The sequence below is a fragment of the Mesorhizobium sp. CA7 genome (assembly GCF_020165015.1).
In the GTDB taxonomy this organism is placed as follows: domain Bacteria; phylum Pseudomonadota; class Alphaproteobacteria; order Rhizobiales; family Rhizobiaceae; genus Mesorhizobium.
In genome coordinates this window covers 83,685-97,294 of the sequence record NZ_JAIUHH010000015.1, presented here as the reverse complement: position 1 = coordinate 97,294, position 13,610 = coordinate 83,685, and the positions used below count along the sequence as shown (strand labels likewise).

Genomic DNA, 13,610 nt, shown 5'->3' with positions numbered 1-13,610 from the left:
CTCGACCGCCTAGGCTGTGTGTTCGCCCGTGACGTTCAAATGGCTCTGCTGCAGCTCATCCAGCGTATAGGCATGGATATAGTCGATCTTCATCTGGGCCGGCGTGGTGAGATGGTCGGGCGGCGCGCCGGCTTGTCCGCCGATCGCGAGATCGACCAGCATGTACATCGGCTTGTTCATGTCCGACGGAGTCGCCGCTTGCGCGACCTGCACGCCGTCATAGGTCCAGACCAGCTTGTCCGGGGTCCACAGCAGACCATAGGTATGGAAGCCGGCGGTGTCCATGACGTTCACGGTGGATCCGACCGTGGTGTGCTGGCCCGTCTGATTGGTGTGCGCGGTCATCAGCAGCGAATTCGGTTTCTGCCCGTACATCTCCATCACGTCCAGCTCCGGTGGCCAGGAGCCGTCTTCCGGCAGCAGCCAGAAGGCCGGCCAGGCGCCGGCGTGTTCCGGCAAGTCGGCCCTCATTTCGAAATAGCCATAGGTCTGCGAGAAGGAGTCATGCGTGGTCAGGATGCCGGAGGTGTATTCGTAATTGTTGATCAGCGGCTTGATGTCGGCCGGCGCCTGCGCCGCGGTAATGGTGAGGACCCCGTCCTGCACGCTGAACGGATGCACCGAGCTGGTCGGGGCGTAATTGGCGTCGATATACCACTGCAGCTCGCCATTGCGCGTTAACGTGCTGCCGTTCGGCGCCCCCCACCAGAAGTTGGTATCCCAGGTGCCGCCCTGGCTGTTGTGCAGGTTCAGCGTGTTGAACTCGTCGCTGAAGGACAGCGTCATGCCGGATTTGTCGATCGGCAGCTGGAACTGGTTGGGCTGGAATTTGTCGATCGTGGTGTTCTTGAATTCGAGGATTTCGCCCGATCCGAGGTTCAGCACCACATTAGGCCCCGCCTGGATCATGGCATTGTGGACGGCGGCGAACGAAGTGAATCCGTAACCATCGAGCCGCACAGCATCGTTCGAGGCGAAATTGACGATCGAGTCGCTGCCGTTGCCCTTCGCGATGATGAAAACATCCGCGCCGCCGCCGCCATCGATCAGCACATCGTTGCCCGCCCCGCCGTCGATCGTCTGGCCGCCCGCCTTGGCGGTGATGATGTTGTCCAGCGCATTGCCGAAGGCATAGTTGTGGGCGTTGGTGACGACGAGATTCTCGACATTGTCCGGCAGCGTGTAGCTCATCCATGTGCTGATCGTGTCGATGCCCTGTCCGGCGTACTCGACCACCTTGTTGCCCGCTGAATAGAGGTAATAGATGTCGTCGCCTTGGCCGCCATACATGGTGACGTTGACGCCGCTGGAGGCCCAGATTGAGTCGTTGCCGCTGCTGCCGTTGAATGTCGGTCCGGACGTTGCCGAAAACCAATGGTTGGAAGCGCCGCTATAATAAAGAGGAACGCCTACCGCGTTGACGACGAAACTCATCGGACACTCCTTTCTTGGTGGCGGCTGATTTTCAGGCCAACCTGCAAGCCGGCCTATGGTTCCAAGGATTCGCGTCACAGTACAGATAAAAAATTACCGCTGATCGATAATGATTAGAAATAGACATAACAAGGGGTTTCTAATACAATTTATGCGGGATAATTACACCTCGAATTACTCAATTTTACTCAATATTGCGAGGCTCATGCTGAAATATGGGCAAGATGCCGCGCGTGACCGCCATCGACCAGCGCGGCTGCGCGCGGTGAGCAAGGGCTGAGTCGCCATATGTTCGACGTTGGATATTCGAGCCGGAATCCGATTTCGGTTTGCTCGACAAAAGCGATCGACCGAACGAACAGCGGTGGCCAACGACGTCGCACATCGCGTCACATTGCGCCCAGCCAGCCCGCGCCACCGACGATGCCCAGCCTGATCGAAGCGCTCACGTCCGCAGCCTCCGCTGCAAGGGTGGCAGGGTAGCCGCGCGCTACAAAATTTGACAGCCTCTGTCGGATCGGCTGAGGGCTGCCCGTCCTTGGGGCATCGATCAACGAAGAGAGGATATCGAGACATGCCGAGCACCATTCAACTGCACCGCGTCCTGGCGACTAAGCCGGAGAAGGTTTACCGCGCGTTCGTCGAGGCCGATGCGCTGGCGAAATGGCTGCCGCCAAACGGTTTTACTTGCACGGTCCACGAGTTCGAGGGCAAGGTCGGCGGCGCCTACAAGATGTCCTTCCGCAACTTCACCACCGGCGACAGCCATTCCTTCGGCGGCGAATTTGTCGAGCTGGTTCCGAGCGAGCGCCTGCGCTACACGGACCGCTTCGACGATCCCAACCTGCCGGGCCAGATAGAGGTGACCGTGATCCTTAAGAAGGTTTCGGTAGGCACCGAGGTCAACATCACCCAGGCCGGCATCCCGGACGCCATCCCCGCCGAGGCCTGCTATCTCGGCTGGCAGGAATCGCTGCGCAACCTGGCCAAGCTCGTCGAGCCCGAGATCAACCAGTAAGTCGGAGCAATTCCAGGAAAAGTGCGTAGGTTCCGGCGCCTTCGCCGTAACTTCTGGAATTGCGTCAAGATGAGAGGGGGCGGCGGTCGGTCTTCCGGCGCCGCCTTACCCAAGGTAAGCAAAATTTCACCAAGTGCTGTTAAAAGCCGCTTCCATGGATCGCAACAAGAACAACGACCTGTTTGTCCTGATGGCGGCGCTCGCCGCCATCGCGATCTACAACATTGCCTGCGGCATCAAGACAGGCGAAGTCCGCGGCAAGTGGCATTGGGTCGCTCTGGCGGACGATCCGACACGTTTTTGGAACATCGTGGTCGGCAATTCGATCGTCCTGGTGGCTTCGATAGCCTTTCTGTGGGTGCTCAATTCCCGCAGACCCGGATGATCTAGGGGCGGCGTCCTCTTTGCCTCACACCGCTCCTTTCACACTGCTCTTGTGATGCCGCCATCGACGCGGATGTTCTGTCCGGTGATGTAGGCGGCTCCGTCCGAGGCCAGGAACGAGATCGTCGCGGCGATCTCATCCGAAGTGCCGTAGCGCTTCATCGGCACGCTGTCGCGGCGCTCGTTCGTCGCCGGCAAGCTGTCGATCCAGCCCGGCAGCACATTGTTCATGCGGATGTTGTCGGGGGCATAAGTGTCGGCGAAGATCTTGGTGTAGGCGGCAAGCCCGGCGCGCGCCACGGCCGACGTCGGGAACATCGCGCTCGGCTCAAACGTCCACGCGGTCGAGATATTGATGATAACGCCACCCTTCTGCTTCTGCATCACCGGCGTCACCAGCCGGGTCGGGCGCACGGCGTTGAGGAAATACGTGTCGATGCCCTTGTGCCAGTCCTCGTCGCTGATCTCGATGATCTGCGCACGCGGCCCGTGGCCGGCGCTATTGACCAGCACGTCGATGCGGCCCCAGCGTTCCACCGCGCCATCGGTAAGGCGCTTCAGATCCTCATTCGACTGGTTGGAGCCGGTGATGCCGAAGCCGCCGAGCTCCTTGCCCAGCGCTTCGCCCTTGCCGGAAGAGGACAGCACGCCGACCTTGAATCCGTCCGCCGCCAGGCGCCTGGCCGCCGCTGCGCCCATGCCGCTGCCGCCCGCCGTCACCAAAGCTACTTTGTCTATCGCCATGTCGCTGTCCATCCCGGGTGTTTGGGTTGACCCTGTTAGCATGCGCAGGGCAGGGGATGAACCGGATTGGATTGCGCCAAGGCGATTGATAATTGGCGAAGGCGGCGGAACTGCCAATCTCCCCCACAAGGGGGAAATTGGCAGTTCGAGCACCCTCAAACCTTGAACATACTCATCAGCGTCTTCGACACCACAGCGCAGCGGCCGGGCTTCACGTCGCCCGCTTTCAGCGGCACGCCCTTGCCCGCAGCCACTGCCGGCTCGTACCAGCCCCGCAGCGCCTGGTCGGCGGCGCAATAGCCCCAGTTCACCAAATCGACCGTCTCTTCGCTGCCCAGGAAATGCAGCGAGGTGCCGATATCGGCAGGTGCGGTGGCGGCGGTCTGCACGAAGGTCGGCTCGGCCGTGTCGGGCTTGCTTGCGATCGACCAGAAGACGCCGCGCGTCGCCGCATAGCCGGGCTGGGTCGCGTCATTGGCCAGGCCACGATCGTCGGCGTCCTTGGCCGCCTGGAAGCGCGCCACCAGATCCCGGCGCCTGAGCGAGCGCACCTGGTTGTCGGTGGTGTCGAGCACGCGTTTCAACTGCGAGAACCAGTTTCGGTAGCCGGCGCTCGAAGCCTGCCACGGCGCGCCGGCGTCGCTGACCAGCAGCCAGCGGCAGCGTTTCAGCGCCGGCTCGATGCCGTGATTGTCGTAGACGCCGCCATCGGTAAGCACGGCGCGCGAAGGCGGCACCGGCGGGCCGACGCTCGGGTCGAGCTTGTCGTTCTTCCACGCGAAGGGCGTGAGGTCGAGCCGCAGCGGCGACAGGAAAGGCGGGAAGGCCGAGGAGGCGGCAACCGCGAGAGCCACCGGCAGGTCGGCCTGGTAGGCGACGCCGATGCGATAGTCGGCGATGTAGCGCCGCGACAGCCGGAACAGCGAGCCTGTGCCGAGATTGCTGGAGCAGAACACGAACCAGGGTTTTTCCGGCAGGCTCTTCAGCATCGGCCTTGAGCCGTCGAACAAATGTCTCTCGTAGCAGGCGGCGACTTCGCGCGCCGCGCTCGAAAACGGGTTGAGCAGGCCCTTGAAGATCGACGGCGCGTCGAGGAAGACTTGCGAGAACTCCAGTATCTTGTCCAGATAGATATCGAAATTGGCGGCGACACCGTTGACGAAGGCGAAACGCGGCCAAAGCACCGCCAGCAGCCCGGCGGCGATCGAGCCGCCCGAGACCGAGCTTACCATGTCGAGCTTCTGGAGCAGCCCGGCCTCGTTGAGGCGGCATAGCGCGCCGGCATGAAACAGCATGGCGCGGTAGCCGCCGCCCGACAGGCAGAGGCCGAGATCATAGCGTTCGGGCGCGCTGCCATCCGCGTCCGGTGGTGATCCAGCCGCAATCGGCTCCATCGCGGCCCCCTTTGCCTGTCCGTCCGGCGTCCTTAAGCCTGGCTATGCGCAATCGAGCCCAGCACCGACATTCTTGCAAGTGGGGGAACGCGTAACTTCACAGATTGGAAATCGGCCCGCGCCGACGGACGGGGAGATTACCCGAAGCGGTTGGTACGCAGCGCACGGACGGCGCGTAGGCTTTCGTCAATCTCCAATGGCGCCAGAGGAGATGCCTCAGCCACTCACAGCTCCTTTTCGGCCAATTCCCTAAACCCGTCCGGCACCGAGCGCGGACCTTCCAGCGCTACCGTGCCGTAGCCGACCGCCTCCTTGCCGAAGCGCTGGCGGATCTTGTCCACCGCCCGGTCGGCGCCGAAGCGCGCGAGGCCTTTGCGGCTGCCGGGCCTCAGCTTCTCGTCCGCCAGCCCGAGCGGCAGTTCGAGCTGCAGCTCGGCATGCTCCTCCAGATGCGAGACAGAGATGGCGAGCAGCGAGATGTCCCTCTCGCCCGGATGGGCGGCAAGCACGCCGTGCACCAGTTCCTCGGCGATCTCCGCCAGCATCGCGGTCGCCTGGATCGGCTGGTCGAGCGTGATCGAGCGGCTCACAGCGCGCAGATCAGCGAAGCGAACCCGCACCGTCACTGTGCGCCCGGGCCGGTCCTTGGCGCGCAACCGGCTGGCCACGCGGTCGGCCAGATGCAGGAGCGTCGGCACGAAGACGCGCGGCACTGCCGGCTTCCTGCCGAGCGCCGATTGCGCGCCGGCAGAATGCGCGCGGCGGTGTGCCTCGAGTTTTCGCGGGTCGCGGTTCCAGGCGAGCGCGGCAAGCTTCTGGCCGGCGGCATGGCCGATCAGCCGCTCCAGCGCCCCGCTATGGGTGCGCGCCAATTGCCCGATCGTCTCGACACCGATCTCGGCCAGCCTGGCCTTGGTCGCCGGGCCGACACCCCACATCAGCGTGACAGGCAGGTCGTGCAGGAAGGCGAGCTCGCTGTCGGGCTCGACCACCACCAGCCCGTCGGGCTTGGCTACCTGCGAGGCGATCTTGGCCAGATGCTTCGTCCTTGCCACGCCGATCGAGATCGGCAGACCGAGCTCGGCCTTCACCCGCTCGCGGATTTTTCGCGCGATCTCTTGCGGCGATCCGAACAGATGCGTGCAGCCGGCGACGTCGGCAAAAGCCTCGTCGATCGAGATGCGCTCGACCGCCGGCGTGAAATCGTCGAGCACCTTGATCGCGGCGTCGCCGAGGCGCTGGTATTCAGAAAAATGACCGCCGACGAAGATGAGCTGAGGGCAGAGCTCGCGCGCTTTGCGGCCCGGCATGCCGCCGCGCACGCCAAAGATTTTCGCCTCATAGGAGGCCGCCAGCACCACGCCTCCGCCGACGGCGATCGGCTTGCCACGCAATGACGGATCGAGCAGTTGCTCGACCGAGGCGTAGAAGGCGTCGAGGTCGGCATGCAGGATGGTGGCGGCCGCGGCGGTGTTCGTGGCGGCCATCGCGCGCTCCCATGGCCATTTGTGTGGCATTGCAGCATTAGCTGCGTCTTTTGTAAGGGGAATTAACGGAACATAAAGAGAACAAAAGAAGCTCTCTGTCAAGCCACCACGCTTGGCCGTGCAGGTTTCCACAACTGGGGCGCAGCCACAGATAGAACGCCGGTTGTGCGAATGACCTTTGCGCGGGACATGCCGCCGCAGGCTGAGGAGGGATCGCCTCGCGAGGCGATCCCTCCTTCGCCTCTGAACGTAAATTGCGACTGTCTGCGCTATGCCGGCTTGGCGTATTCTTCGGCGCTCAGCACCTCGATGCATTGGAACGGCTGGTTGCCTTCCACCCAAGCGTCGTGGCCGGGCGGGATGGTGTAGGAAGTGCCGGCCTCGATGGTCTTTTGCGTGCCGTCGGTCATCCGTACGGTGATCGAGCCGGACACGGCATAGCCGACATGCGAGACCTGGCAGCTGTCGGTCTTGACCACCGGCTTCACGCATTCGGACCATCTCCAGCCCGGCTGCATGTTCATCCGCCCGAGCGTATAGCCTGGGAGCCGGACGATCTCGACACGCGTCTTTGCGGGCGCGCGGACCTCGTCAGGATTGTTGTGCGATTTGGATTCGAGTTTCGTCACCTTCATTGCAACTTCGGCCATGGTATCCCTCCCATGTGTGAAGCGGCGCCTGACGTTGCGATCGTCGGCGACCGCGAGTGTATTCATAAGCCTTATTATGAGCGATTGCTAATTAATTGAGGTGACCGCGAGCTCAGCCGAACGCTTGGCGCATTGTCGTGGAAGGCGGATATTCCAGACCCTCGGGCGACGGTCCCGGGCCATCTTCGGACCGAAGTCCCATCGCACGAACGCAGAGGCCCGACACGCCTATTTTCAGGAAACAACGACGGCACCAAAATCATTGGCTAGCAAGCCGCCGGACAAAGTCCCTTCATCGGCGGTTGACCACGGCGTGCCCGCTATTCCTGCGATATGGCGGGCACGCCTTTCCCCTGAAACCGCTCCTGGAGTTGCCAGCCGTGCAACCCGGTAAGATGATCGCCAATCTGTTTGCCGCACTGCTTCTGGCCGGCCTGGTCGGCGGCGTCTTCTTCGTTTTCGGCAGGCCGCTCTGGCCCGAGCGCCAGGCCCGTATGGTGATCCTTCTCCCGGTCGATACGATTGCGACCGGATCGCTGCGCCGAGCCTGCCTCGAGCCATGCCTGCCGGCCCGCTTCGATCTCAAGCTCGCGCCCGCCAGGCCGCGCGGATGAAGCCGGGCGCGGGAACCAGTCCGCGCCCCGGGCCGTTGACGGAGCGAAGGGATGGCGCTGGCGGAGGCCGCCATGGACAATTTCGAACTCATCGATCTTCTGTGCGTCATCGACGCCTGCGTGAGCGACCGTTCGGCCGGCCGTATCGTGCCGATGTCGAGGGCCGTCGAGGAGTTGCGCGTCCTGACCGGCGATTTCGTCTCGTCGGATGAGGACGCGGCCAACGCCTTGACACAGGTCGCGCTCAAGCGCGGCTGCGCCGTGCTCTTCGACGAGCGAGCGGGCGCGGATATTGTCGGCTAGGCGCAATCTCGTCCTCCTCCTGGCGGAGGAGGTTGGTGCTCATTTCGCCAGGGTGATCATCCGGCCCGCATACGCCGCCCGGCCTCCGAGTTCGGCCGTGCAATCCGACTTCACGGCCGAGTTCCCCGTCATCGAGATCGTATCGCCGACCAGCCGCAGGCAACTGCCCTGGGCGTTCATGTCCGAATTTCCGGCATAGGTGATGACGGCGTCCGGGGCGTAGATAAAGCCGCTGACCACGGAGCCCGATCCGCCGTTCAGCGTCAGCGCCTGGGTGTTGCCGTGAGCCTGGTAGACGGTGATTCCGGCGTAGGGGCCGCTGGTGGGCGGCGACAGGTTCACCTGCTCGTTGGCGTTGATATAGAGTTGTGAGTTCTCCATCAGGAAGATCGTCACGCCCTGGCCGCTCAGGCTGCCGTTGCCGCCCGGCTTTATGGTGACATTGCGCATGATGTAGGTGCCCGGATTGAGGGTGATCTTTCCCGACAAGGTCTTGTCGCAATAGGTACCCGGCGAGAGCGTCACCGTTTTGCCATTGGGCACCGGCAGGCACAGCGTATAGGCGGGAGGAACGACGTCGGCCAGCGGATCGAACGAAGCATACTGGTTCTCATGCGGCGCGCCGCAGGAAAGCGTGGCGTTCGGCGGCGTCAGCCCTTGCGTGCCGCCGACTGTCGAGACGCAGCCGGCGCTGACGATCGCCGAGCCGCCGCGATTGACGGCGTCGGGCGCGTCTGAATTGGCCGCGATCACGCAGCCGTTCATCGCCACATTGGTCGAGCCCTGCAGGTTGACCGCGCCGTCGGCGTGCTGATCGAGCGCGAGCACGCAGGCTTGCGCGCCGGGCTTGAGCTTGACCGAGGCGGTGCGCGTCGCCTGCCAGGCCGGCATGCCGCTGATGAAGGCCGGCCGGCTGATGCTCGACGACAGCGAAATGAAATAGGCGCCCGGATCGCCGCTCGCGCTGGCCTGGAAGGCGGCGAGGCTGCCCGATAGTTCCTGCGCGTCGGCTGCGCTCATATTGGCGGCGAAGAAGGTCTGGCCGAGTTGCTGCACGTCGCTTGCCGACATGCCTGGCAGGTATTTCGTGCCGATCGCCAAGCCGGCCGCGTCCAGCGAGTTCTGCAACTGCGCGGCGTCGTCGCTCGTGCCTATCAGATCGATGGATGCCGCCACGCCAAGCATAAGCGGCACCATGGCGACCGCGGCTGCGATCGCAAAGTTGCCGCGCCTCGATGCCAAAAAACGTCCCAACATGGAGTTCGCCCTCATCGTATGTCCGAGAGTGATATGCGCGCCGTCTCTACGGACGATTTCCAAAATAGATAAAATGCAGAGAGAGCTAAAATGCATGGTTCTACCGACGCTTAGACCTTAAGTCCGAGCCTTTATAGGCCTTAAGTCTTAGTGTGTGCGGCGCAAGGCGGGGGCAGCGGAGCGCTAGGGTCCCACCGGCAAAAATCGAGCGAAATAATTAGGCATTCGTTCATACGGCGATGATGACGTAACGGCTGGGATAGCTTGGGTGCGCTCGGCCATGGCCTTTTCAGGTCGGTTCATCAGAAATCTTTTTTCTCGACGCGGCTCTCGACGCTTTTGCGAAGGCAAGAGCGGCAATGTCGCCACCATTTTCGCGCTCACCCTGCCGGTCGTCGTCGGCGGCGCCGGGCTCGGCGTCGAGACCTCCTACTGGTACTATTCGAGCCTGAAGCTGCAGGCGATCGCCGACGCGGCCGCCTATGCCGGCGCGTTGGAAAAGATCGCCGGATCCAACACGGATGCCATCACCGCCGCCGCCGCGTCATCGGCCGCCTCGAATGGCCTTGGTGCGGGCACCATTGTCGTCAACACCCCGCCGGCGTCGGGACCGAACACGGCCAAGAAGGCGGTCGAGGTCATCCTCAACCAGGATCTCGACCGGATCTTCACGTCCATCTTCACTCAGACAAAAGTACCGGAGCGGGCGAGGGCGGTGGCGCTGATCACCGACGCCTCCAAAGCTTGCATCGAAGCGCTCAATCCGTCGGCCTCCCAGGCAGCACTTTTCTCCGGCAGCACCAGCGTCAAACTGGCCGGCTGCGTCATCATGGCGAATTCGATCGCCAACGATGCCATCAAGGTGCAGGGGTCGGCGGGGCTTCAGGCCGATTGCCTGATTTCGGCCGGCGGCGTCGTGCTGAACAATCCGGTGCCGATGGTCTGCAAGGCCCCGATCACCCAGGCGCTGCCGGCGGCCGATCCGTTCGCCAGCTTGCCGGCTCCCGCGACCACGACCCCATGCCAGAAGATCAACGGCAACAAGACGACGCAAACGATCCAGCCCGGGACCTACTGCAGCGGCATGAGCCTCAACGGCAACATCACGCTTTCCCCCGGTGTCTACGTCGTCCAGGGCGACTTGAAGATCAATGCGGGTGCCGTCATCCAAGGCAGCGACGTTACGATCTTCATGGCCGGCAGCAACACTGTCAGCATGAACGGCAACGCCACCGTGACGCTGGCCGCCCCGACTACGGGCACCTATTCCGGCGTGCTGTTCTATGGCGACCGGACGGGGACCGCCGCGCAGAGCACCTTCAACGGCACCGCGACTTCGCTTTTGACCGGCGCAATCTACTTCCCCAGGCAACAGGTCAACTATCTCGGCAATTTCTCGGGCGTGAATGGCTGCACCCAGGTCGTTGCCGACACCATCCAGTGGTCGGGCAACTCGACCATCAACCAGGACTGCTCGAGCCTCGGGATGAAGGACATCCCGGCCGCTCAGGCGGTTGCGGTGGTAGAGTGAAATCCGCTGCCCGTCGACTGATGCCGGCCATTCGCGATGAATCGGGCATCGCCGCGGTGGAACTCGCGTTTGTCTTGCCTGTCTTGTGCGCGGCCTTGCTCGGAATCATGGACGGCTGGTCCTATGTCGCGGGTTCGCTGTCGATGCGCGCCGGTGTGAAAACGGCGGCCAACCTCGTGATGGCTGGCTCCGCTGACGACAGCGCGACCCAGACTGTCGCGCTGGCGAGCTGGGAGAACAAGCCTTCCGACGCGCAGGTTACGATTAGTCGCATCTATAAGTGTGGGACCACCGTGGTCGATGCGTCGACCTTATGCAGTGGACCGAAAGCGCCGTCCGTCTACGTCCAGATTCAGGCATCCGGCACCTGGATCCCGCCCTTCACCTTTGGTCCATACCCAGACAATACCGCGATCGGCCATGTGCAGGTGGTCCGTGTGCGCTAAACAAAGGCTCCGGCTTTCGGCATTTGCGGCTAATGAGGCGGGCGGCGCCGGTCTCGAATTCGCCCTGGTCGCGCCTTTTCTCATCATGCTCCTGTTCGGCATCTTCGCCTTCGGCTGGTCGATGAACAGCGTATCCAGCGTGCGCTACGCGCTCGAAGCCTCGGCGCGCTCCCTGCAGCTCAACAACACGCTGACGCAGGCCGACATCCAGGCCATCGCCACACAGAAGCTTCAGGCGCTTGGCCTGCGGAATGTGAACGTCACCATCACCACCGATCCGGCGAGCGGCGGGTTCCGCATGGCACACGTCAACGCCAGCTATGCCTTTGTCATCAGCTTTCCCTATTTCAGCAATTACCCGATCAGCTACACTACCTCGGTAGCCGTGCCCCTGGTCAGCAGCTAGAGGGACGAACGGATGTACCTTAGGATTCTCTAAAAAGCTGCAAGGCTGGCGCCAGCCAGGAATGCTAGGGATTTGCTGTCATCCAATATCAGGAGCGCAGCCATGACCTCGCTTGTTGGAAGCCAGCACGGCCCAGGCGCCGTGCATCAAGCGAGCAGACCCCAGGCGTCGGAAACTTTCCCGGGCAAGCGCGCCGAAAGCGTCGGCCACCTCGCGAAAGCCTCGGTCTTCGAGGCGGACATCGGCGAGCCGAATGCCCAAGGAAAATCCGCGTCCCGGATCGCCCGGATGGACCTGACCGTGCTTTCCCCGACCGGTTCAGGCGAAGGTCAGGAGCCGGAGACGGCAACCGACACGCCGACCGAGACTGATGGCACGGAAGATCCAAATCCTTCCGCTTGATGGCCGGCAAAAAGCCAGCCCCACTTGTGCCTGGTGGCTAGCAGCCTTCCGTTGTGGTTTTCATCTGGCCGGGAGCGTTGGATTTGGCGCTCGTATCCTGTTGGCCAGGGGCCGCCTGCTTGGCACTGCCGGTCTGTTGCCCAGGCGCGCAGTCCTTCGCTGAATTCGAATTGGTCGAGTTCGTCGTGGTCGTGTCTGTGCCCTGGCTGCTGGGCATCGTCGTTGTGGTGGATGACGATGTCGATGAGCTACCCGATGTCGTGCCCGACTGCGCCGTCGCCAGACCACCGGACAAAGCAACAAAGGCGGCAACGAGAAGAATTCGTTTCATGGTGACTGTCCTTTTAGGCAATGTCCCTTCGCTTGTTTAACCCCGACCTTTCGGCAGGGTTCCAAAGGCGCAGGTGATCCGATTGCAGGGGATTGTCGCGGCGGCAATTGCCTCTTGGGACCATGGTCTGGCGAGACAAGGGCCTTCTTTGTTCCAAACGGCCCACAGATGCTAAGCCCTTTGTATTTACGTTAAATTTTCAACGGGTTAACCTGGTGTTTTGGGAAAATTGCGGAGAGGCCGCGGCTATGCTCTCATTTCGCGACCGCAGTTGCTTAAAGTTTATCCGACGCCATTAGGAAATTCTCATAAGAGGCTGCCTAGCGGTTGGGCCATAGTGACGATTCATCTGCGGAGAAGCACAATGACATTGCGAAAGACACTTCTGGCATCCCTGGCCATTCTCGCGCTTGCGACCGCCCCCGCGCTTGCCGGCGCCGGCGGTAACGGCGGCGGCCACGGCAATGGCGGCAGCCATGGCGGCGGCAACGGAAACGGCGGCGGTAACGGTAACGGTGGCGGTCATGGAAATGGCGGGGGCAGCGGCAAGAGCGGCGCCTCGCACGGCAACTCGGCCTCGGCTCCGGGCCACAACAAGAGCGCCGATGCCAGCGCGTCGGATGACAACTCGACCGATGACGCGACGACTGACGATACGACCACGTCTGCCACGCCCAAGGACAAGAACATTCACGCCAAGCTCGGCCGGCTGAACTCGCTGCAGCGCAACATCAACGCTTATATGAATTCCAAGAGCAAGAAGTTCGCCGGCGTCCAGGCTTACGTGACGCAGGCCGCGGCAGCCAAGAACGCCCAGGCCAACCTCGACGCGGCAAACGCCCAACTGGCCGCCGACCAGAGCAAGCTGGCCGACCTCACTCAGCAACTCGCCGACCTCAACGCGACCGACACAACCGGCTTCACGCCCGAACAGCAGGCGGCTCTCGATGCGCAGATCGCCGACGTTCAGGGACAGATTGACGCCCAGAACGCCGCGATCAGCACCACTGATGCCCAGGCGATCGCCGATGCGCAGGCCGCGGTTGACAACGCGCCGCCTCCCACCGATGCGTCGCTGGACGCTGCCCTTGCCGACATGGCCAACAAGCCAGTCGACGCCGACGTCACCGCCTGGGCCAAGGATACTTTGGCGGGCAAGATCGACGCGCAAGCCGCGGCCACGGCGACAACCACAACAACCCCATAAGG

The 13,610-nt window shown here is 62.7% G+C and carries 16 protein-coding genes; 10 read left to right on the top strand and 6 right to left on the bottom strand.

Annotation, left to right across the window (positions count from 1 at the left end):
* Positions 1-9 precede the first annotated feature (9 nt).
* Positions 10-1,434 (bottom strand): family 16 glycosylhydrolase, encoded by a 1,425-nt coding sequence (locus LB552_RS22530; RefSeq protein ID WP_224610339.1) that lies wholly within the window; start codon positions 1,432-1,434, stop codon positions 10-12.
* A gap of 574 nt (positions 1,435-2,008) precedes the next feature.
* Between LB552_RS22530 and LB552_RS22525 the strand changes: the two genes are divergently transcribed.
* Both LB552_RS22525 and LB552_RS22520 read left to right on the top strand, forming a co-directional pair.
* Entirely contained in the window at positions 2,009-2,452 is a 444-nt protein-coding gene (locus tag LB552_RS22525; RefSeq protein ID WP_095768273.1) for an SRPBCC family protein, read from the top strand.
* Between the two features lie 154 nt (positions 2,453-2,606).
* Complete coding sequence (locus LB552_RS22520; protein WP_224610337.1) at positions 2,607-2,837, top strand: hypothetical protein; 231 nt, start codon at positions 2,607-2,609, stop codon at positions 2,835-2,837.
* 38 nt (positions 2,838-2,875) lie between these two features.
* Here LB552_RS22520 and LB552_RS22515 read toward each other — a convergent pair whose 3' ends face one another.
* From LB552_RS22515 to LB552_RS22500, 4 genes are all read right to left on the bottom strand, one after another.
* Entirely contained in the window at positions 2,876-3,580 is a 705-nt protein-coding gene (locus tag LB552_RS22515) for an SDR family oxidoreductase (protein ID WP_224610335.1), read from the bottom strand.
* Positions 3,581-3,735: 155 nt separating this feature from the next.
* Positions 3,736-4,974: a patatin-like phospholipase family protein gene (locus LB552_RS22510; RefSeq protein ID WP_224610333.1), complete on the bottom strand. Its 1,239-nt coding sequence runs from the start codon at positions 4,972-4,974 to the stop codon at positions 3,736-3,738.
* A 224-nt stretch (positions 4,975-5,198) separates the two neighbouring features.
* Complete coding sequence (gene dinB, locus LB552_RS22505; RefSeq protein WP_224610331.1) at positions 5,199-6,461, bottom strand: DNA polymerase IV; 1,263 nt, start codon at positions 6,459-6,461, stop codon at positions 5,199-5,201.
* A gap of 269 nt (positions 6,462-6,730) precedes the next feature.
* Positions 6,731-7,111, bottom strand: coding sequence for a cupin domain-containing protein (locus LB552_RS22500; RefSeq protein ID WP_224607817.1), 381 nt, complete (start codon positions 7,109-7,111; stop codon positions 6,731-6,733).
* Positions 7,112-7,491: 380 nt separating this feature from the next.
* On the opposite strand from LB552_RS22500, the gene LB552_RS22495 reads away from it, so the two are divergent.
* Both LB552_RS22495 and LB552_RS22490 read left to right on the top strand, forming a co-directional pair.
* Positions 7,492-7,725: a polymerase gene (locus tag LB552_RS22495; RefSeq protein ID WP_140845413.1), complete on the top strand. Its 234-nt coding sequence runs from the start codon at positions 7,492-7,494 to the stop codon at positions 7,723-7,725.
* Between the two features lie 72 nt (positions 7,726-7,797).
* Positions 7,798-8,028, top strand: a complete 231-nt coding sequence (locus tag LB552_RS22490) for a hypothetical protein (protein ID WP_140845461.1) — start codon at positions 7,798-7,800, stop codon at positions 8,026-8,028.
* Positions 8,029-8,067: 39 nt separating this feature from the next.
* Here LB552_RS22490 and LB552_RS22485 read toward each other — a convergent pair whose 3' ends face one another.
* Positions 8,068-9,285: a TadE/TadG family type IV pilus assembly protein gene (locus LB552_RS22485; protein ID WP_224607815.1), complete on the bottom strand. Its 1,218-nt coding sequence runs from the start codon at positions 9,283-9,285 to the stop codon at positions 8,068-8,070.
* A gap of 280 nt (positions 9,286-9,565) precedes the next feature.
* On the opposite strand from LB552_RS22485, the gene LB552_RS22480 reads away from it, so the two are divergent.
* The 6 genes from LB552_RS22480 to LB552_RS22455 all read left to right on the top strand — a co-directional run bounded on the left by LB552_RS22480 (position 9,566) and on the right by LB552_RS22455 (position 13,608).
* On the top strand, positions 9,566-10,816 hold the full coding sequence (locus LB552_RS22480; RefSeq protein ID WP_140845415.1) for a pilus assembly protein TadG-related protein: 1,251 nt from the start codon (positions 9,566-9,568) through the stop codon (positions 10,814-10,816).
* Complete coding sequence (locus tag LB552_RS22475; protein ID WP_224548500.1) at positions 10,813-11,262, top strand: TadE/TadG family type IV pilus assembly protein; 450 nt, start codon at positions 10,813-10,815, stop codon at positions 11,260-11,262. Before LB552_RS22480 ends, LB552_RS22475 begins: the two co-directional genes overlap by 4 nt.
* Positions 11,252-11,668, top strand: a complete 417-nt coding sequence (locus LB552_RS22470) for a TadE/TadG family type IV pilus assembly protein (RefSeq protein ID WP_224529651.1) — start codon at positions 11,252-11,254, stop codon at positions 11,666-11,668. The genes LB552_RS22475 and LB552_RS22470 overlap by 11 nt, the downstream gene beginning before the upstream one ends.
* Before the next feature lie 102 nt (positions 11,669-11,770).
* On the top strand, positions 11,771-12,070 hold the full coding sequence (locus LB552_RS22465; RefSeq protein WP_224607809.1) for a hypothetical protein: 300 nt from the start codon (positions 11,771-11,773) through the stop codon (positions 12,068-12,070).
* A 119-nt stretch (positions 12,071-12,189) separates the two neighbouring features.
* Positions 12,190-12,441: a hypothetical protein gene (locus LB552_RS22460; RefSeq protein ID WP_224548515.1), complete on the top strand. Its 252-nt coding sequence runs from the start codon at positions 12,190-12,192 to the stop codon at positions 12,439-12,441.
* Between the two features lie 324 nt (positions 12,442-12,765).
* Positions 12,766-13,608 carry a hypothetical protein gene (locus tag LB552_RS22455; RefSeq protein WP_224548517.1) on the top strand — a complete coding sequence of 281 codons (843 nt, stop codon included), beginning with the start codon at positions 12,766-12,768 and terminating at the stop codon, positions 13,606-13,608.
* Positions 13,609-13,610: the final 2 nt, after the last annotated feature.

Excerpts from the sequence above, each read along its gene's own strand:
- LB552_RS22500 (WP_224607817.1), bottom strand. The coding sequence starts at position 7,111 with ATGGCCGAAGTTGCAATGAAGGTGACGAAACTCGAATCCAAATCGCAC.
- LB552_RS22510 (WP_224610333.1), bottom strand. The coding sequence starts at position 4,974 with ATGGAGCCGATTGCGGCTGGATCACCACCGGACGCGGATGGCAGCGCG.
- LB552_RS22515 (WP_224610335.1), bottom strand. The coding sequence starts at position 3,580 with ATGGCGATAGACAAAGTAGCTTTGGTGACGGCGGGCGGCAGCGGCATG.
- LB552_RS22520 (WP_224610337.1), top strand. The coding sequence starts at position 2,607 with ATGGATCGCAACAAGAACAACGACCTGTTTGTCCTGATGGCGGCGCTC.
- LB552_RS22525 (WP_095768273.1), top strand. The coding sequence starts at position 2,009 with ATGCCGAGCACCATTCAACTGCACCGCGTCCTGGCGACTAAGCCGGAG.
- LB552_RS22485 (WP_224607815.1), bottom strand. The coding sequence starts at position 9,285 with ATGTTGGGACGTTTTTTGGCATCGAGGCGCGGCAACTTTGCGATCGCA.
- LB552_RS22480 (WP_140845415.1), top strand. The coding sequence starts at position 9,566 with ATGGCCTTTTCAGGTCGGTTCATCAGAAATCTTTTTTCTCGACGCGGC.
- LB552_RS22490 (WP_140845461.1), top strand. The coding sequence starts at position 7,798 with ATGGACAATTTCGAACTCATCGATCTTCTGTGCGTCATCGACGCCTGC.
- LB552_RS22455 (WP_224548517.1), top strand. The coding sequence starts at position 12,766 with ATGACATTGCGAAAGACACTTCTGGCATCCCTGGCCATTCTCGCGCTT.
- LB552_RS22465 (WP_224607809.1), top strand. The coding sequence starts at position 11,771 with ATGACCTCGCTTGTTGGAAGCCAGCACGGCCCAGGCGCCGTGCATCAA.
- LB552_RS22530 (WP_224610339.1), bottom strand. The coding sequence starts at position 1,434 with ATGAGTTTCGTCGTCAACGCGGTAGGCGTTCCTCTTTATTATAGCGGC.
- dinB (WP_224610331.1), bottom strand. The coding sequence starts at position 6,461 with ATGGCCGCCACGAACACCGCCGCGGCCGCCACCATCCTGCATGCCGAC.